The sequence below is a fragment of the Shewanella canadensis genome, from assembly GCF_003966225.1.
Classification (GTDB): domain Bacteria; phylum Pseudomonadota; class Gammaproteobacteria; order Enterobacterales; family Shewanellaceae; genus Shewanella; species Shewanella canadensis.
Genome location: NZ_RXNU01000005.1, coordinates 272,331 through 291,872, shown reverse-complemented (window position 1 = coordinate 291,872; position 19,542 = coordinate 272,331). Strand labels below are relative to the sequence as shown.

Below are 19,542 nucleotides of genomic sequence, written 5' to 3'. Positions count from 1 at the left end.
GCGATGTTGAGAAGGGTTTAAGTGGGTTTATAGAAGATAAATCTGACATTAGCTGTGGATAATTGCACTGAATTACAAGTTAATAACTTATCGGTTTAGTGTATTACTCTGCTTGCTTGCGTGTACTCAGTGTTTGCGACTGCTGAGGTTAAGTTCAGATACAAAAAAACCAGTGGCAGGCACTGGTTTTCAAAGTATTAAGCTTTATGACTTAGGCACGCTTCTTGAACTCACCTGTGCGAGGATCAATTTCAATCATTTCGCCAGTTTTTATGAAGTCTGCAACGCTGAGTGTTGCGCCACCAGCGACAGTTGCTGGCTTCATGACTTTACCTGAAGTATCGCCACGTGCAGAAGGTTCTGTGTAAGTCACTTCGCGTACGATAGTCGTCGGAAGCTCGACTGAGATAGCTTTACCTTCGTAGAAGGTCACCTGGCAAATCTCTTCCATACCATCAGTGATGTAAGCCGCAGCATCACCTAAGTTTCCAGATTCTACGTCGTACTGATTGTATTCAGCGTCCATAAAGACGTACATAGGATCGGCAAAGTATGAATAAGTACAGTCAAGACGTTCTAAGATGATATCTTCCATCTTATCATCACCTTTGAAGGTAGTTTCAGTCGTTGAATCAAGCAGTACGTTCTTTAACTTCATCTTAACGATGGCGGCGTTACGGCCAGAACGAGTCGTTTCAGTTTTCTGAACAACCCATGGGCTGCCATTTAACATGATCACGTTACCAGGACGGATTTCATGAGCAGTTTTCATTATACTATTTCCTATTTTTGGACTTTTCTATTTCAGTGCAGCATCTTAGCTATTTTTGACGAATTGAACCAGTCGAGTAGCAAGATCTGCATCATTTAATGCGAAAATTGGCCATTTTTGTGCGTGTTGCAACAAAGGCAAATTAACAGAATCAAGGTTTTGCCAGTGAAGATTCACGGCAGATTGCTGTTCTTGGTTGAATGCAAGATTCAATTCGGTCCAATACTTGGCAATTTCAGGTGCAAGATTATCGCAGTAAAGACTAATAAAAGCTTCTAATTTTACCAGGTGATAGTCATCTTCTTGAGGATAAATGTGCCAGATAAAGGGTTTAGCCGCCCATTGAGCCCTCAAAAATGAATCTTCGCCTCGCACAATATTAAAGTCACAACTCCAGAGTAGGCGATCGAAGCTCGGTTGATCTGTCATCGGAAGAATGTGAAGGGTCAAATTGTTGATAACAATCTGTTGCCCCGGGGTCAACGCTTCAACGGAGCAAGGGAGCAAATGAGTCAGGCTATTTAAGCTACGACCTTTGGGGAGCAAAGCATGTATCTTTTGAGTCGACTCTTGCCACTGTTGACACAGTGCCGGTAATGCCAGCGTTTCATAGCTGAAAACACTGATCACCTTATCTTGCACATCAATGCCGCTCAGACCTAACTGTGAAAACAGTGCCAGCTTATTAGCGGGGTCCGACTGCCACGCAGTGCGCTGCTCAAGCAACTCGTTTTCGCAAATGAGTCCCCCTGTTTTTGGAGTAAAGCCTGGAAAGTAAAAATACTTCTTTATACCGCTTGCTTGCATCGAGGGTAGACCATGACACCCTTCTACCCAATCTTCGGCACTTAGGTATTCCAGATTTAGCCAAAGCGGGGGAGTGTCATCGGGACTTTGCTGCTGTGCTATTAACTGAGATTTAACTTGCTCAGGCAGCTCACAGGCGAAGGCTTCAATCAGAACGGCCCCCGGCACGAAATTAATGTCTAACGGAACATTCCATTGATGTATGGTGACACGGTCAAACGTTTGTGTAGCCTGATCTGGTTTTAGTCCCGGTAAAATATGCGAGAAACTGTTTAAATCATCGACCCAGAGATTGATATCAATCTGGTATTCTTTGACGAGCTGCTTTGCTAAACGCCATGTTACGCCTATGTCGCCGTAATTATCCACGACTTCGCAGAAGATATCCCAGTGTTGATTAGCTATTTCAGTACTCATAAGTAGTTGTTTAATTAGTTAAGCATAAAAAAAGCGGCTGGAAGCCGCTTTAATTCGAATCTGATGATAACATGTGATGGAAAATTAATCTTCCAGCTCTGCTAAACACATCTCTTCGTGGATCTGTTTAACCCATGCATCGACGCGCTCTTCGGTCAGCTCAGGCTGTCTGTCTTCATCGATACCCAATCCGACGAAATGCTTCTCATCGGCAGTTAAGCCTTTAGAAGCCTCGAAGTCATAGCCTTCGATTGGCCAATGGCCGATGACGATACCACCACGACCTTCGACAATTTCGTTTACCATGCCCATGGCATCGAGGAAGTATTCTGCGTAATCTTCTTGGTCACCACAACCAAAGATAGCAACTAGCTTATCTTCGAAGTTGATCTGCTCCAGATCGGGGAAAAAATCATCCCAATCGCATTGAGCTTCACCGTAATACCAAGTCGGGATCCCGAAAAGTAATAGATCGTACTCTTGAATTTGCTCTTTGGTACTCTTGGCGATGTCTTTAACATCGACCATCTTCTTACCCAGTTTCTTCTGGATCATCTTGGCGACGGCTTCAGTGTTGCCTGTATCGCTACCGAAAAAAAGACCTACAGTTGCCATTGTCTTTCCTTTATCTAATTCACTGTGTTTTGGATTCGTTTACAAGAGTTATTGAGGAGTCACTTGCTCTTGTAATATTAATTCTATTAGTTGACTGCGGCTGATTTTACTGGCCAAAGCCTTATCATTCAAGGCGTCATACAAATCTTGTGACACCTTTAACTCAATTCGCTTTAACCCGTTAGCCCTATCACGCTGGATCTGGTTTCGCTTATTGACTTTTAGCTGCTGGTCTCTTGGTAGTGGGTTACTACGTGGACGGCCACGGCGTGTTTCTGTTGCGAACAGATCGATTGTGGTTCTGTCTGATGTTTCTTTTGCCATTTAATCAGTGTTTAACCTATGCCCGAGCCTTCCCAGGACATCTGTATTAATCCTTTTGCTATAAACCCGGCGCAGCCGAGAAATAAAACTAACCAAACGATATAGCGGCCAAATTTAGGGACATCGCCCTGTTTTAGCACATCATGGATGGCCATGCCGATAAAGAAAAAAATTGATGCAAAAAATAGGTTTAAACCTAAAGCTTCAATTTGTTCCATATACTGAGATAACATTTAACGCTTCCTCAGGCCAAAAGAGGCGCGAATATACCATAGATAATGAGTGTATGAAACGGAGTTGAGCGATTAATTCCTATCATTCTTTTCGATAAAGTCACCGACGATTCGGTTAAAAATGTTAGGTTTTTGTGCATGTAACCAATGACCTGTTCCTTCAATCGTTTTTGCTTTTACATGAGGGAATTGGGCTAAGATAGTTTGTCTGTGCTCAGAGGTAACATAATCCGACTCACCACCTCTAATAAACAAACTGGCACCGGTGTATTGCAATGGAACGGCGACATCATTATACCAGCCTATAAGATTGGCGTAACACGTCTTTAATCCTGTGAGGTTCATTTTCCATTGAAAGCCAGTGTCACTTCTTGACAGGTTTTTCAGTAGAAATTGGGCCGTACCTTCATCAATGCCTGCGTTTAATAGTTGGCTCAGAGCCTGGGCTCTATTTTGAACCAGACTTAGCTCAATCGAGTCAAGTGCTGCAAATACGGCATCGTGCCTGGATTGGTAGCTAACCGGCGCGATATCGGCCGCAATCAGAGATTGAATTCGATCCGGATAGTTGAGCGCGGCGGCCATGGCTATCTTGCCCCCCATAGAATGCCCGACCAGATGCGCCTGTGGAATCGATAATCTATCCATTAACTCGATGACGGCTTGAGCCAAAGTGGGGTAGTCCATCGATTCCCAATGTGAACTCAATCCATGATTCGGCACATCGACTCGTATGACCCTATGGTTTGCTTCCAGGGTTCTTCCCAGTGTTTTCAAATTATCTGAATTACCGAAAAGACCATGGATCAATATGACCGTCGATCCTTGGCCTGTAGATATAAAGTGCATGCTTGACTCGTAACGCTAAAAACAGGATGTGGATTGTGCCTCTAAAAAGGGCATTTTGACAAGATTCATTGTTTCTGGAGTCAAATGAGTGGTGGCTTTTTGACCGAATAGACGGAGTTTGTGCAAAGAGCAGCAGAACAATCACAATTTAGAACTAATGCCTCTTTATTATAAGGCCATAGATGGCATACACTTGGGAATCGATCTAACGAATAAAAACAAAGATCAAACCCGTCATTATTTGTTATTGAACAAAGCTAGATAAAATCTCACTTAAGGAAGATTAAGGTCATGAAATATATCGAGGTTGATGAAGAGTTATATCGCCATATAGCCGGAAAAACTGAGCGTATCGGTGAGAGTGCTTCAGATATCCTACGTCGTTTGCTGGGCCTGAACGTCGAAGCGGTGAACCATGATACCCCGCAGACAATCAGTCACCCGGGTATGGAACAAACCGACAACGTAGTAGCGCCCGTTGAAAACAGAGAGATTGCCAAAGACCTCACCGAAAGCATCGATAAAGAGGAACTGGCTGCACAAAAGGGAGCTGTTGGACGTTTTCTGTTTATCCTCGAAGCCGTTTACCGTGCTGCGCCGGAACAATTTTCTCAGGTCTTACAAATTCAAGGCAGAGACAGGTTATATTTTGCGACATCAAAAGCTTCATTGCTAAAGGCCAGTAAATCTGCAAACCCTAAAGAGATTGGCCAAAGTGGGTTTTGGGTCACGACCAATAATAATACCGCTAAGAAGCGCACTATTTTGACCGAGGTACTTCATCAATACGGTACCGTCGAAGCGCAAATAGAAGCCATAACAAATAACATTTAGTGAATTAAACATCACAACTTGTGCACCTTTGTGGGTGCGCAATTCTTGAACCGATCCATTTAATATCAGGAGATATCTTTGACGATTCATAAGCGAGCAGGACAGGTAGCGATTCAACAGGATTTGGTCAATATCCCTAAGCTAATGAGTAGTTACTACTGCATAACTCCGGATATGAAAATGGCTGAACATCGGGTCAGTTTTGGTACTTCAGGTCATCGTGGTTGCGCGTTTAACGGTAACTTCAATGAACAGCATATTCTAGCCATTACTCAAGCCGTCGTAGATTACCGAAATTCTGCAGGAATATCCGGTGCCTTGTATCTGGGTATCGATACCCATGCTCTCTCTCAAGCTGCCTATATCAGCGCCATCGAGGTTTTGGTTGCTAATAATATCCAGGTGATTGTGCATCAAGATGATGGTTTCACACCAACGCCAGTAGTGTCACATGCTATTGTGGTCGCCAATAAGCAAGGTGGACAATCAGTCGATGGTTTAATTATTACGCCATCCCACAATCCGCCTCAAGATGGTGGCATTAAGTACAACCCTCCACATGGTGGCCCGGCAGAGGGTGAGATAACCCAATGGATAGAGCAGCAGGCTAATCTTTATCTAAAGGATGACCTTAAAGGGGTCAACACCATTAGCTACAAGCAGGCTATCGGTTCAAGCTTGGTCGATTCGGTCGATCTCATCGCTCCCTATGTCGATGATCTCGACAGTGTCATCGATATGAAGGCGATAGCCGAGGCCGATGTGCGTATCGGTGTCGATCCACTCGGAGGTTCCGGGATCTATTACTGGGACAAGATAGCGGCTCGTTATGGTCTCAACATCAAACTGGTTAATGAAAGTGTCGATCCACGTTTCGGTTTTATGCCTTTGGATAAAGATGGCAAGATCAGAATGGATTGCTCTTCGCCCTATGCCATGGCCGGACTCTTGAAACATCAGGAACAATTCGATCTCTGTGTGGGTAATGATCCCGATTATGACCGTCACGGCATCGTTTGTCCGGGGACCGGTTTGATGAACCCAAACCATTTTCTGGCCGTTGCAATCGACTATTTGATCACACATAGGCCACTATGGTCAGAAAAGTTGGCGATAGGTAAGACCTTAGTTTCAAGCTCTATGATCGATAAAGTGTGTGCACAGCATCAGCGAATGATGAGTGAAGTTCCCGTCGGATTTAAATGGTTCGTCGAAGGGTTAGCTAACGCCAGTTTCGCTTTCGGTGGTGAGGAGAGTGCGGGGGCGGCATTTTTAAGACGTGATGGTTCAACCTGGTGTACTGATAAGGACGGGTTCATCTTAGCCTTACTGGCCGCCGAAATTCTGGCCGTCACAGGTAAGACTCCGGCCGAACGCTACACGGAATTAGTCGCTAAACATGGGGAAAGCTTCTATACCCGTGTCGATAGCCCTGTCAGCGCCGAAAAGAAAACCAAATTTGCCGAATTAATCGCGACAGAGGTCGATGTGAACTTATTAGGCACGAACAGGTTAGCCGGTGAGTCTATCCAAGATGTCATGACCCGAGCACCTGGCAACAATGCCAACATCGGCGGCATCAAGGTGGTTACCGAGAATGCTTGGTTCGCAGCCCGTCCCTCAGGTACCGAAGCTCTGTTTAAGATCTATGGTGAAAGCTTTATCAGTCAGGCTCACCTAGAGTCGGTGATCTGTGAGGCTCAGTCGATCATCGATCGAATGTTGAAGAATTAACAGTAGTAATCAGTTTCCTGGTTCTGGGTTCCAGCTTGTGGGTATTCTTCCTATTGCCTGGAACCTAGTACCTCTAACTGGCTTTAATAGGAGATGTGACAACTGGGTAAGTTGTTTTTTTCCAGGTAGTTCTGATGGTATTCTTCGGCTCGGTTAAATTGTAATACCGGAACAATTTCCGTCACTATCTGCCTCTCTCCCCATTTTCCACTACGGGCTAAGTCCAATTTAGACTGTTCAGCCACGGCTTTTTGCGCTTTAGAGTGAAAAAATATGGCACTACGATATTGTGAGCCTATGTCTCCACTCTGGCGATTTAAGCTGGTTGGATTATGGTTCTGCCAAAATACGGCTAACACCTGTTCGTAAGAGACCTGGTTTTCATCGAACTCTACCTGAACGACTTCTGCATGCCCCGTTTCTCCGGATTTGACTTCCGCATAGCTGATAGTGGAATCAATACCCCCCATATATCCACAGCTGGTTTTTGTCACTCCCTGGATCTGATTGAAAAAGTACTCTACACCCCAAAAACAACCTGCACCAAATGTCGCTATAGCCATACCCTACCTCACTTAAATTAGTTGCACGACCCGAATCGAATGTGGACAACACAATGAACGTCTGGACGGCTAGATGTCTGTATTGTGTTTCACTTCGGAGATAAATGCAAACAGAAATTGAAATAGTTGAGCTAACCTTGTGGCTTAAGGCGATTTACGCCGCCGATAAATGGCTGATGTGGACGTAAAATGCTAGTATCCTTGTTCGAGCTTTCATAAAAACTAGAAAAGGATCCTGCGCTTATATCCAAGTCACTTCTCGACATGTTGAATTCTGCATTTCGAAGTCGTTTGGGTATATATGTCTGTTTTCCAGAACATATCTTTGTGCAGGAACAATTAAGGAGTATCTCGTGTTTCAAGCGCTAAAAGAGTCGAAGGACTTTTTAAACCTCACCCTTGCTCATCCTCAACATATCGATGAAACCTGTTCATTTTCGGTAGGTGACCATACTCAAGTAGAAGTATGGGATACCGGTGTTATCGTATTTGAACCTAAAGTTAATCAAGGCAAAGATATAGTCCTGTCCTGTGCTGTACACGGGAATGAGACTGCACCAATCGAATTGTGCAACGAGCTGGTTAAAGCGCTGCTCGAAGAGAAACTTATCGCTAAACAAAGGGTGCTTTTTTTGTTTGGTAACCCTGCGGCTATTATCAATGGAACCCGTTTTATCGATGAAAACTTAAATCGACTATTTAATGGGGCACATTCATCTGGTGAAGGTCTGGTTAACCCGGAAAGGATCCGAGCCAAGAAACTCGAATTTTTTGTCGACAAGTTTTTTGCCGGTCAGACAGAAGATCGTCATCGTATTCATTATGATCTTCACACAGCCATTCGCGGCTCAAAGCATGAAAAATTTGCTATCTACCCTTATCGTCCGGGAAGAAAGTTTAGTGGTGAGCAGATCATGTTTCTTGAGGCATGCGGTATCGATACCGTGCTTTTTCATCACGAACCTACGACCACCTTCAGCTATTTTTCGTCTCTGAATTATCAGGCCGATGCATTTACCATCGAGCTGGGTAAAGTCTTGCCCATGGGGCAAAATGACATGACTCGCTTCATTGCGCTGAAGGAGATGTTAAACAGACTGATAGGCAATGACCCACTCGAGTTGTCCGATTTTGATGTCAACAAAGTTCATCTTTACCAAGTCTGCCGTGCTATTAACAAAGAGTGTGATGATTTCGAATTCACCTTCACCAATGATGTCGAAAATTTTACATCCTTTCCTGAAGGTTACATCCTGGCGAAAGAGGGCGGCAACAATATCAAGGTCGAACATAAAGTTGAGGCGATTGTCTTTCCTAATGCCAAGGTGCCCGTGGGGCAGAGAACCGTGCTTTGCTTAAAGCCTGCAACGACAGAGAATATCGATTTAGGTAACTAATCTCTATCGCCAGGACTGACATACAATGAACAGGGTCAGTTCGGTTATTGTAAAGCTAAAGATACGCGCAAGGCCGAGGTTAGTTTTATTAAGCGGGTGAGAATAGTTGATAGGTAGTTTACGTTAACGTAATGTTTCTCCCGCGTATTACAAATAATTGGCGTTCTCTATGTAGAGATCGCACCAAATAACAAATGCACTCAGCTGATAAGAGAATAGTATGAGCAACGCAACAAGCCATAATGAAACTGTCCATCGCGTCAGTTTTCTCGATAAGGACTCAGTGTCAGTCCCTATTTTAAAGATATTGCAAGCGGACGGTACAGTGTATGAAAATGCCGTTCTGCCCACGATAGATCAAGAACTGGCAACAAAAATTCACGATACTTGTGTTTTTACACGAGTATTGGATGAACGTATGTTAGGCGCTCAACGTCAGGGTCGTATCAGTTTTTATATGACCTGTACCGGTGAGGAAGCCTCAATCATAGGCAGTGTGGCATCGCTAGATAGCGAGGATGTCATCTTAGCTCAGTACCGTGAGCATGCTGCGATACGTTACCGTGGTTTTTCTACTGAGCAGTTTATGAATCAACTGTTCAGTAATGAGAAAGATCTGGGTAAGGGACGGCAGATGCCGATCCATTATGGCTCTGCCGAGCTAAACTATCAGACTATCTCCTCTCCACTGGCTACCCAAATACCTCAGGCATCCGGCGTGGGTTACAGCTTGAAGATGCAAGATAAGCGCAATGTCGCTGTTTGTTACTTCGGTGAAGGCGCCGCATCGGAAGGCGATTTTCATGCGGGATTAAATATGGCGGCAGTGCTTAAGTCACCGACCATCTTTTTCTGCCGCAATAATGGTTACGCCATCTCTACACCAACCAGCGAGCAGTTTATGGGCAACGGCATTGCCAGCCGTGGTCCCGGTTATGGCATACACACCATACGCGTCGATGGTAATGACATGCTGGCGGTATTAGCGGCGACACAACAGGCGCGTGCTCATGCTATCCACAATAAAGAACCAGTGCTGATCGAGGCGATGACCTATCGACTCGGTGCTCATTCCTCTTCAGATGACCCATCGGGTTATCGTTCTAAAGAGGAAGAGGCCAAATGGCAGTCACATGATCCGGTTAAACGTTTCAAGTTATGGATGATTAACAAGGGCTGGCTGACTGAAAAACAAGATGCAGACCTGTATGAGAAGTACCGTAAAGAGGTGCTTGCCGAATTAAAACTTGCTGAAAAGCGTCCTATGTCGATGCTCGATACAATAGTCGAGGACGTTTATGATGCTCCAACGCCTAGGTTGCAACAGCAGTTGAAATCTCTTAAGAAGCATCTGAACAAGTATCCTGATTCATATCCAAAAAGTGTAGGGAGAGTATAAGTCGTGGCAAAAATTAATATGTTACAAGCCATCAATGACGCGCTTTCGCTCGTATTGGAGACTGACGATAAGGCCATTTTGTTTGGTGAAGATGTCGGGCATTTCGGTGGAGTATTTCGTGCGACTTCCGGCCTGCAAGAAAAATACGGTAAAGAACGTTGCTTCAATACCCCATTGACTGAGCAGGGGATCGCCGGTTTCGCAAATGGATTAGCCTCTAACGGAATGACGGCGATAGCCGAAATTCAGTTTGCCGATTATATTTTTCCGGCCATCGATCAAATTGTGAATGAATCGGCCAAATTCAGGTATCGCAGTGGTAATGAGTTTAATGTGGGTGGTATTACCTACCGTACACCTTACGGCGGCGGAATAGCCGGTGGCCATTATCATTCTCAGTCTCCGGAAGCTTACTTTACCCAAACTGCGGGTTTAAAAGTCGTGGTTCCACGCAATGCCTATCAAGCCAAAGGTTTGTTACTCGCGTCTATTCGAGATAAAAACCCGGTTGTTTTCTTTGAGCCTAAGCGTCTCTATCGAGCCAATATTAGCGAAGTGCCAGAAGGCGATTATGAAATTGAGCTAGGCAAGGCAGAAGTGGTTCGCGAAGGTAAAGATATTACTCTGCTTGCGTGGGGGGCTCAAATGGAGATCATCGAAGAAGCAGCCGATATGGCGGCGAAGCAGGGGATATCCTGCGAAGTTATCGATCTCAGAACCTTGGCACCTTGGGATATTGAAACCGTAGCAGCCTCTGTTAAGAAGACCGGTCGTCTCCTTATTAATCACGAAGCACCATTAACGGGTGGGTTCGCCGGAGAGATCGCAGCCACGATACAGGAGGAGTGTTTTCTTTATCTTGAATCGCCAATCAGTCGTGTTTGTGGTTTGGATACTCCGTATCCATTGATCCATGAGAAAGAATATATGCCAGATGCGCTGAAGACATTTGAAGCGATTAAAGCAACGGTTAAATTTTAGGAGCTTGGCAATGATTAAAGAGTTTATTCTGCCCGATATTGGCGAGGGTGTTGTCGAGTGTGAACTGGTCGAATGGCTGGTGAGTGAAGGTGATGTCGTCAGTGAAGATCAGCCTATTGCTGATGTTATGACGGATAAGGCATTAGTCCAGATCCCGGCTCCTCACGCTGGTGTCATCAAAAAACTTCACTACGCTAAAGGTGAGATTGCCAAGGTGCATGCACCACTCTATTCTGTTGATCTGAGTGGGAATAGTGCTGCTGAAGTTGATGCGGAGACGGTTGCTGATGACCACAGTAATACTGAAGCTGAGCAAAGCGATGAAATAATTTCATCTACTGTTCTGACGCCATCTTCTCAAAAGGGTGTTCAAGTCGAAGAGTTCCTGTTGCCGGATATCGGTGAAGGGATTGTAGAGTGTGAGTTGGTCGAGTGGTTGGTGAGTGAAGGCGAGCAAGTGGTCGAAGATCAGCCCATCGCCGATGTGATGACAGATAAGGCACTGGTTCAGATCCCTGCGATAAAATCGGGAAAAATTGTCAAGCTGCACTATCGAAAAGGTCAGCTGGCTAAGGTTCATGAACCCCTGTTTGCCGTAGAGGTCGAACAGGAGTTCCCCGCTGCAGTCAGTGCAGGGAGCGAGGTAACTGACGCGACTGAATCGTTATCTGCAACAGATGATATGAAAGAGCCGGTAGCTCAGGGTAAGGCATTAGCTAGCCCTGCGGTTAGACGCCTGGCTCGAACATTGGATATTAACATCGCTCAGGTCCCGGGAACGGGTAAAAACGGTCGTGTGTTTAAGGATGATGTCGAACGCTATCATTCGGGCACAAACGCCAAGACCAATACAATGACTTCAAGCCCTGAACATGACGTTAGCTCAAGCAGTATCTCCGCGCAGAGTATGAACACTAGCGCAACAGATGGCGGTATAGATAGAGTCGAGCCTATTCGTGGTGTCAAAGCGTTGATGGCTAAGATGATGACCGAGTCGGTTAGCACTATCCCTCATTTCACCTACTGTGAAGAGATCGATCTGACTGAGCTGGTAGCATTGCGTGAGAGCATGAAGAAAAAGTACTCCACCGATGAGCTCAAGCTCACCATGATGCCATTTTTCATGAAATCTATGTCACTTGCCCTAAAGCAGTTTCCGGTGATCAACAGTCGGGTCAATGACGATTGCACCGAGCTTACCTATTTAAGCCGCCATAACATAGGTATGGCAGTCGACTCGAAAGTGGGTTTGCTGGTACCGAACGTTAAAGATGTGCAGAGCAAGTCTATCTTAGAGATAGCCGCAGAGATCACTAGGTTGACTACCGCGGCGCGTAGCGGTCGAGTCAGTCCGAACGATCTTAAGTCTGGTACGGTTTCTATCTCTAATATCGGTGCCCTAGGGGGAACCGTGGCGACGCCTATCATCAACAAGCCAGAAGTCGCGATTGTCGCCTTAGGTAAGTTGCAGGTGTTACCGCGCTTTAATGCCGATGGGGATGTCGAAGCAAGGAAGATCATGCAGATCAGCTGGTCCGGCGATCATCGAGTTATCGATGGTGGCACGATTGCTCGTTTCTGTAACTTGTGGAAGCAATACTTAGAAGAGCCGCAGGAGATGCTGCTCGCTATGCAGTAGTCGACTGAAATGGTAAATAAAAGGAACGCGATTTGCGTTCTTTTTATTTCTAATCGCTTAAATGAGTTAATCTTTTGCCTCCAATTACGTATAATCTCGCTAATATACATTTCTTCCTGGTTTTAACATGAGTCTGTCAGCCCCACAAATCGAAGATGTTCAATATCCATTTCCTGCTAAGCCATTGCCATTAACCGATCTTGAAAAGGCTAACTACAAGGCTCGTATCAAACAGTTATTGGTTGAAAGAGATGCCGTGTTGGTCGCGCATTACTATACCGATCCCGAGATACAGGCGTTAGCCGAAGAGACGGGCGGTTGTGTTTCTGATTCACTGGAAATGGCAAGATTTGGACGTGATCACCCGGCAAAAACCTTGATCGTTGCTGGCGTTAAATTTATGGGGGAAACCTCAAAGATCCTAAGTCCCGAGAAAACGGTGTTAATGCCGACGCTTGACGCAACGTGTTCCCTCGATATTGGTTGTCCAATTGATACTTTCAGCAAGTTCTGTGATGCTCACCCGGATCATACCGTGGTGGTATACGCTAACACCTCTGCGGCGGTTAAGGCTCGTGCGGACTGGGTGGTGACCTCGAGTATCGCACTTGAGATAGTCGAGCACTTAGATAGTCAGGGTAAGAAGATTATCTGGGGGCCGGATCGCCATCTGGGTAGCTATATCGCCAAGCAAACTGGCGCCGAGATGCTGATGTGGCAAGGTGATTGTATCGTTCATGACGAATTTAAGGCCAAGGCGCTTCGAGAACTAAAGATTAAACATCCCGATGCGGCCATTTTAGTGCACCCGGAGTCGCCCGCTAGTGTCGTCGAATTGGCCGATGCCGTTGGTTCGACGAGCCAGCTAATCAAGGCCGCACAAACCATGATTAATGACACCTTTATCGTTGCAACCGATAGAGGTATCTTCTACAAGATGCAGCAAGGGGCGCCGGATAAAATATTGATTGAAGCGCCAACTGGCGGAAATGGTGCAACCTGTCGAAGCTGTGCTCACTGTCCCTGGATGGCGATGAATGGACTTCAGGCCATTGAAGCCTCTTTAACTGCCACAGATACATCTCCCCATGAGATATTTGTAGATGATGACCTGCGTGAAGCCGCACTCGTTCCGCTTGACCGTATGCTGAATTTCGCACAGACATTAAATATGAAAGTGAAAGGTAACGCGTAATCGCAGATATTTTTACTGAATAGCCTTGTTGGTTTGATCTTAAATAAAAAGTCTTCATTATGGAGGCTTTTTTTCTATAACAACCGAAAATTTAACCATATGTACGCTAAACTTTAAGTCGGAAGTGAACTTTAGTGACATCAGAAAGGATCTTTTCATGAAGCTTCGATGGATCGGAAATTTAAGCATAAAAAACAAACTTATGCTCGTCATACTCCCTCCGATAATAGGTTGTATTCTATTTGGTACTTCCGTTGTATATAACCAGTATCAACTGGGACAGGGGCTTGAGCAGGTAAAAGTGTTGAGTCAATTGGCGACCGTGAATGGCGATCTCGTTCATGAGTTACAAAAAGAGCGAGGAATGAGTGCCGGCTTTATCGGATCCAAGGGAAGATCGTTTGCAAGTAAACTTCCAGGTCAGAGACAATTAACCGATAAACAATTATCAGGGTTTAATACATTCGTTCGTGAGAATACCTTACCGAAGGTATTCTCGAGTCAGCTGAGTCGTGTGAACTCCGAAGTCTCCAGACTGAATAATATCCGTTCCGGTGTCGATAGCCTGTCGATATCGGTGGCCGAAGAGGTCGGTTACTACACCCGTCTCAATAAGATGTTATTGAGTATTGTCGATCAAACGGCCAAGGAGGGAGATAGCCAGGAGATCGCTATTCAGGCCGCATCATTTAGTGCCTATCTTCAGATGAAGGAGAGGGCGGGAATAGAACGCGCAGTGTTAAGTTCGACATTTGGTAACCCTGAATTTAAGCCTGGTATGTTCATTAAGTTTGTCACTCTGGTATCGGAGCAAGCCAGTTACGAAGAGCGCTTTCTTGCCTTGGCTTCTGAAGAGGTTAAAAGTCGATATAGACAACTGACCAGCTCTCAAGCCGTAGCCGATGTTAAGGCACTGAGACAGATTGCATTAAGTCAAAAGGGTGAGGCTATCAGTGATCAAAGCGCCGAGAGTTGGTTTGCTAAATCAACGGCTCGAATCGAATTGGTACGAGCATTCGAAAAATCGCTATCCGAGTCATTAATTAAGGTGACAGAAAAACAGCTGCAAGCCTCTCAATCTGTGATGCTGAGTATCATAGTCATATTGATTATTTCAGGCAGTCTGGTCCTCTTTATCTCAGTTACTGTCGCAAAGTACATGCATAACCGGTTGCACTACCTACATTCGACTATCAGTACCGCGCAGCAAAATTACGATCTCAGCGTTCGAGTTAAAAGTGAGACAACTGATGAGCTTGGCGAACTCGGTAGGGCCTTCAACAATATGATGAATGATTTTGAGCAAGTCATTCACAAGGTAAGGGATAATACTGACAGGCTGTTGCATGCGTCAGAGAGGATGGATACCTGTGCAACCGCGATGCAGCAAGATGTTGCTATCGGACATAGCGAGGCCGAGCAAGTCGCCTCTGCGATGACGGAGATGAGTGCGACGGTGCAAGAGATCGCAATCAATGCAGTGAAAGCCTCAGAGGCGTCTGCAGCGGCCAATGTTGAAGCGAAAGAGGGAAATATTGAGGTCAGCAAAACCTGTGACAGTATTAACTTATTAGCGCAGGAGATAGGTGAGGCATCTACAGCTATTCATGAATTGGATAATGATATTCAAGGAATCGTGAGTGTCTTAGGCGTGATCAGTGGTATCGCCGAACAGACGAACCTTCTGGCCTTAAATGCGGCGATAGAAGCGGCACGTGCCGGCGAGATGGGAAGGGGATTTGCCGTTGTCGCCGATGAGGTGCGAAGTTTAGCTCAGAGAGCGCAAACCTCAACCGAAGATATCAGGGACATGACGGAACGCCTCGAGAAAGCGGCTGTGGTTGCCGTTACAGCGATGGATAAGGGTAAGTCCCAGGCTGAGATCAGTGTTACCGAATCGGAAAAAGCGGGTCAAGATCTCGATAAGATTGTGCATGAAGTGGGTGTGATTGACAGTATGAACGAACAGATAGCTGCTGCAACACATGAGCAGTCAGCAGTTTCCGAAGAGGTCAATCGTAATGCACTTAAGATCAGTGAAACCTATCAAAATACCCAAGTGGTCTCCGACGAGCTCAGTCAGCTAAATGAAACCTTATTAGCAGATGCCAATGCCATGGCCGAAGAGGTGAGTAAGTTTAAGCTGAGCTAAATGTCAGGCATTTAAAAATTGAGTGTACGTACACAGCCCTGTCGAAAGATGGGGCTTTTTTGTTTCGTTGCGTGTGACTAATCATTTTTTTAAAAAATAACACCCTGTATAATCCTGACAGAAGACATGAGAAGGATTAAAGTTATGAAGCTGCAGGCAATTTTGTGGGATTACGATGGAACCTTGGTTAATTCTGTACCCAAAAATATCGCGATCACAAAATCAATTTTATCTATAGTTGCTCCACACTTCACTGGAGATAAGCTTCCTAAATACCTATTGAACGAAGCGGCATATCACGAAGCCAACCATGGGGCAAAAAACTGGCAAGAGCTGTATAGGGATTACTATGGGCTGACCGAAAATGAAATGCTGAAGGCGGGTGCTCTTTGGGCCGAGCATCAAGAAAGTAACCAAACTCAGGTACGCTTATTTGATGGAATAGAAAACGTCATCGAACAGTTTTCTCATCTGCCTCACGGGATCTGTTCTCAAAACTCTCGGCTAAACATTTGGAATGTACTCAAACAAAATGGTTTAGATAAGCCATTTCAAGCGGTTGTGGGCTACGATGATCTGGATAGTCATTCACAGAAACCACATCCTTTCGGCGGTGTTAAGTGCTTAACCGATATTTTCGACGAGGCCGTAAATAAACGGGTTATGTATGTCGGTGACCACGAAGCCGATGTTAAGTTTGCGAAAAATATTGAACAGGCACTGGGAGCTGGCTCAAGAGTTATCTCAGTTGCTGCCGCTTATAGTGGCGCAACCCCCGATAGTTGGTCGGTCAAACCAGACTACGTCGCATCTTGTGTATCAGAGCTTAGTGGCATCATTGAAAAATACACCTGAAACCTGAAATACCCAGGATTGGAGTCTCACGTGACCGTGATGAAAAATCATAGTTAGAGATAAATTTGTTTTGCTTGTACCTGTTACCTTATGGGCTTTATAAAAATGAACAGCCTTTTAGCCTGAAGCTTAGTTAAAGATATTTTGGTTGTCGAAGTCCCAAAGTTAGATAGATTTAAAACTCAATTGGCAATCTGACTAAGCACTTTCACCCAGAATTCTTAATCTATTGTCTGGAAGGTCACAAGAGACGTTATTGCTTTCAGCAATAGGCTGCAAGTTGTCGTCGAATACAGTAAAATAACGTACATTTTTCGAATGAAAGTTATTCTAAACGAGGGTCAATGAATACCAGAAAAGATAAATACAGTATTGATAATACCGATTACACAATCGGACAAGATAACATTCAAAAATGGGGCTTCGATGTTCACAATCCTGTTTTTGGGATCAGCGCTGCCTTAATTGGACTCTTTTTATTAGCCATATTACTGGTCGATCCTGAAACATCCAAATCCGTATTAGACGGCATAAAATGGCAAATCATTGGGGCTTTTGATGGTTTGTTTATGTGGTCTGCCAACATTTTTGTCGTGTTTTGTGTGGCAATGATTGTCTCTCCATATGGCAAAATTCGATTAGGTGGTGATGAGGCAAAAACCGACTACTCGATGAAGTCATGGATAGCAATGTTATTTGCTGCAGGTATGGGTATTGGACTCATGTTTTGGGGGGTTGCAGAGCCTGTTGCCTACTTTACCGGTTGGTACGAAACACCCCTTAATGTTGCCGCAAACACACCGGAAGCCGCTAAGCTGGCTCTTGGCGCCACAATGTTCCATTGGGGACTTCACCCATGGGCGATTTACGGCGTAGTGTCACTGTCGTTAGCATTTTTCGCTTACAATAAGGGCTTACCGCTTTCAATGCGTTCAGTCTTTTATCCAATCCTGGGCGATCGCACTTGGGGTTGGCCTGGGCATATTGTTGACATTCTAGCGGTGCTTGCCACTCTCTTTGGTCTTGCCACTTCTCTTGGACTGGGTGCTCAACAAGCCGCCAGTGGTTTTCACCATGTGTTCGGCATTGATAACGGCCTAATGCTTCAAATCGCTATCATATTTATAGTGACTTTGTTAGCGGTTATTTCTGTCGTCCGTGGCATTGAAGGTGGTGTGAAAATCATCAGTAATGTCAATATGCTGCTGGCGCTTGCTTTAGTGGTGTTTGTGACTTTGGTTACTTTTGCCGTATCCATGGGAACTATTCCGACCACAGTCATGGGATACATTGAAAATATTATTCCTTTAAGTAACCCGATTGGCCGTGAAGATGAAGCCTGGATGCATGGCTGGACTGTTTTCTATTGGGCATGGTGGATTTCTTGGTCTCCTTTTGTCGGCATGTTTATTGCGCGTATTTCGCGTGGACGTACAATTCGTGAGTTCATGACGGCAGTACTCATTGTACCAACGGTTGTTACTATGCTTTGGATGTCAGTATTTGGTGGTGTTGCGATTGATCAAATCGTTAATAAAGTCGGTACGTTAGGTGAAAAAGGCTTAACAGAAGTGCCACTTGCCATGTTCCAAATGTTTGACGCATTGCCAATGGGTAATGTTTTGTCTCTGCTCGCTGTTGTACTAGTGCTGGTTTTCTTTGTGACCTCATCAGACTCTGGTTCACTGGTTATTGATAGCATCACATCAGGTGGTAAAGTCGATGCACCAGTTCCTCAGCGCGTATTCTGGGCATTTATCGAAGGTGCGATTGCTGCTGGTCTGGTTTGGGTGGGTGGCACAGAAGCCATTGAAGCCTTGCAAGCCGGTGCTATTTCCACAGCTCTACCGTTTACCATTATTTTGTTGGTGATGTGTGTCAGTTTGATAATGGGACTACGAACAGAACAACGTCTTCGTTAATCTGTTGAACCGTTAGATAAAAATATAGGCCGAGTGATGCACTTATTATTTAAATACTGCATTACTCGGCTTTTTTTTATTATCGCTAAAGTGTTATAGCTAGCGCTTTATAATTCAGGATTTATAACCCAGATTTTATAACCAAAGCTTTTTAATTGGCGTTTCTGGGCTGAAGTGGTGGTGAATTTGCGCTTGCAGTAACTCCGCAGTAGCAATAGCGTCGGTTAAAGCATCGTGTGGCGGATAAGTAGGCAGATTATAACGGGTACGACTATTGGCGAGTCGAATCGATTCTGGTCGGGTATTTTTAAGCCAATCTATAAAGCTTCTCGGGCGAGCCTGCTGGATGTCAGCTTCAATTTGCATGGTATCAACGACGGGGAAGACAATGCCCTCGTTGATCAAGCTTCTTAGCGCCGCATCAAAGAAATCACGTTCAATTCTGCGGTAATGCACCACCACAATTTTCCCTGCCAGCTCATCCAATAACTGCTCTAAGATCCGCAATAAATCCGGTGCACCTTTCAAATCAGAGTGGGTAATACCATGGATGATGATTGAATCTTCTTGGAGTTTATCTTCCGGTGTTATAAACCAGTGTTTCGCCTGTCTACAAGCAATTCGTTGCAGGGTAAAAGGGACTAAACCAATACTGATAATACTGTTTTGATCTGCATCCAGACCCGTGGTTTCAAAATCTAAGGCAACAAAATCAATATCCTTAAGTTTGATTTCCTCATGGTAAGTGCTGGCATTATAAAAGTTAGTCAGGCGGCTATCTTTACTTTCTAGTGCTTTAATTTGCAAAAAAGCTTTCCAGTTTAAGATCTCTTGATTACTGAAATTGCGCATTA

18 protein-coding genes are annotated in these 19,542 nt (G+C 44.9%); 10 read left to right on the top strand and 8 right to left on the bottom strand.

The features are described from left to right. Window positions 1-211 precede the first annotated feature (211 nt). From efp to EKG38_RS11815, 6 genes are all read right to left on the bottom strand, one after another. Window positions 212-772, bottom strand: coding sequence for an elongation factor P (efp, locus tag EKG38_RS11840; protein ID WP_126520453.1), 561 nt, complete (start codon window positions 770-772; stop codon window positions 212-214). 45 nt (window positions 773-817) lie between these two features. Further along, window positions 818-1,996, bottom strand: a complete 1,179-nt coding sequence (gene earP / locus EKG38_RS11835; protein ID WP_126520452.1) for an elongation factor P maturation arginine rhamnosyltransferase EarP — start codon at window positions 1,994-1,996, stop codon at window positions 818-820. An 84-nt stretch (window positions 1,997-2,080) separates the two neighbouring features. After that, a complete protein-coding gene (fldA, locus tag EKG38_RS11830) occupies window positions 2,081-2,611 on the bottom strand; it encodes a flavodoxin FldA (protein ID WP_012142681.1) in 531 nt (176 codons plus the stop codon). 48 nt (window positions 2,612-2,659) lie between these two features. Then, complete coding sequence (gene ybfE / locus EKG38_RS11825) at window positions 2,660-2,935, bottom strand: LexA regulated protein (protein WP_012142680.1); 276 nt, start codon at window positions 2,933-2,935, stop codon at window positions 2,660-2,662. 11 nt (window positions 2,936-2,946) lie between these two features. Continuing rightward, window positions 2,947-3,168 carry a DUF2788 domain-containing protein gene (locus EKG38_RS11820; RefSeq protein ID WP_126520451.1) on the bottom strand — a complete coding sequence of 74 codons (222 nt, stop codon included), beginning with the start codon at window positions 3,166-3,168 and terminating at the stop codon, window positions 2,947-2,949. A gap of 72 nt (window positions 3,169-3,240) precedes the next feature. Next, window positions 3,241-4,017, bottom strand: coding sequence for an alpha/beta fold hydrolase (locus EKG38_RS11815; RefSeq protein WP_126520450.1), 777 nt, complete (start codon window positions 4,015-4,017; stop codon window positions 3,241-3,243). A gap of 291 nt (window positions 4,018-4,308) precedes the next feature. Between EKG38_RS11815 and seqA the strand changes: the two genes are divergently transcribed. Next, the gene (gene seqA / locus EKG38_RS11810) at window positions 4,309-4,851 is read left to right on the top strand and encodes a replication initiation negative regulator SeqA (protein WP_126520449.1); all 543 of its coding nucleotides are present in this window, start codon (window positions 4,309-4,311) and stop codon (window positions 4,849-4,851) included. Window positions 4,852-4,929: 78 nt separating this feature from the next. Further along, window positions 4,930-6,585: a phosphoglucomutase (alpha-D-glucose-1,6-bisphosphate-dependent) gene (gene pgm / locus EKG38_RS11805; RefSeq protein WP_126520448.1), complete on the top strand. Its 1,656-nt coding sequence runs from the start codon at window positions 4,930-4,932 to the stop codon at window positions 6,583-6,585. Between the two features lie 83 nt (window positions 6,586-6,668). Here pgm and msrA read toward each other — a convergent pair whose 3' ends face one another. Continuing rightward, window positions 6,669-7,148 (bottom strand): peptide-methionine (S)-S-oxide reductase MsrA, encoded by a 480-nt coding sequence (msrA, locus tag EKG38_RS11800; protein ID WP_126520447.1) that lies wholly within the window; start codon window positions 7,146-7,148, stop codon window positions 6,669-6,671. Window positions 7,149-7,501: 353 nt separating this feature from the next. Here msrA and astE point away from each other — a divergent pair, with 353 nt between their 5' ends. The 8 genes from astE (at window position 7,502) to EKG38_RS11760 (ending at window position 18,688) form a co-directional block, all read left to right on the top strand. Next, window positions 7,502-8,545 carry a succinylglutamate desuccinylase gene (gene astE / locus EKG38_RS11795; RefSeq protein ID WP_126520446.1) on the top strand — a complete coding sequence of 348 codons (1,044 nt, stop codon included), beginning with the start codon at window positions 7,502-7,504 and terminating at the stop codon, window positions 8,543-8,545. Between the two features lie 220 nt (window positions 8,546-8,765). Then, complete coding sequence (locus EKG38_RS11790) at window positions 8,766-9,944, top strand: thiamine pyrophosphate-dependent dehydrogenase E1 component subunit alpha (protein WP_126520445.1); 1,179 nt, start codon at window positions 8,766-8,768, stop codon at window positions 9,942-9,944. 3 nt (window positions 9,945-9,947) lie between these two features. Then, entirely contained in the window at window positions 9,948-10,925 is a 978-nt protein-coding gene (locus tag EKG38_RS11785) for an alpha-ketoacid dehydrogenase subunit beta (protein ID WP_126520444.1), read from the top strand. A 10-nt stretch (window positions 10,926-10,935) separates the two neighbouring features. Beyond that, window positions 10,936-12,564, top strand: a complete 1,629-nt coding sequence (locus EKG38_RS11780; protein ID WP_126520443.1) for a dihydrolipoyllysine-residue acetyltransferase — start codon at window positions 10,936-10,938, stop codon at window positions 12,562-12,564. Window positions 12,565-12,691: 127 nt separating this feature from the next. After that, a complete protein-coding gene (gene nadA / locus EKG38_RS11775; protein ID WP_126520442.1) occupies window positions 12,692-13,759 on the top strand; it encodes a quinolinate synthase NadA in 1,068 nt (355 codons plus the stop codon). A 157-nt stretch (window positions 13,760-13,916) separates the two neighbouring features. Then, on the top strand, window positions 13,917-15,911 hold the full coding sequence (locus tag EKG38_RS11770; protein WP_126520441.1) for a methyl-accepting chemotaxis protein: 1,995 nt from the start codon (window positions 13,917-13,919) through the stop codon (window positions 15,909-15,911). Between the two features lie 144 nt (window positions 15,912-16,055). Further along, the gene (locus tag EKG38_RS11765; RefSeq protein WP_126520440.1) at window positions 16,056-16,766 is read left to right on the top strand and encodes an HAD family hydrolase; all 711 of its coding nucleotides are present in this window, start codon (window positions 16,056-16,058) and stop codon (window positions 16,764-16,766) included. Window positions 16,767-17,110: 344 nt separating this feature from the next. Continuing rightward, window positions 17,111-18,688 carry a BCCT family transporter gene (locus EKG38_RS11760; RefSeq protein WP_126520439.1) on the top strand — a complete coding sequence of 526 codons (1,578 nt, stop codon included), beginning with the start codon at window positions 17,111-17,113 and terminating at the stop codon, window positions 18,686-18,688. Window positions 18,689-18,823: 135 nt separating this feature from the next. On the opposite strand, the gene EKG38_RS11755 is transcribed toward EKG38_RS11760, so the two are convergent. Then, window positions 18,824-19,540, bottom strand: coding sequence for a 3'-5' exonuclease (locus EKG38_RS11755; protein WP_126520438.1), 717 nt, complete (start codon window positions 19,538-19,540; stop codon window positions 18,824-18,826). Window positions 19,541-19,542: the final 2 nt, after the last annotated feature.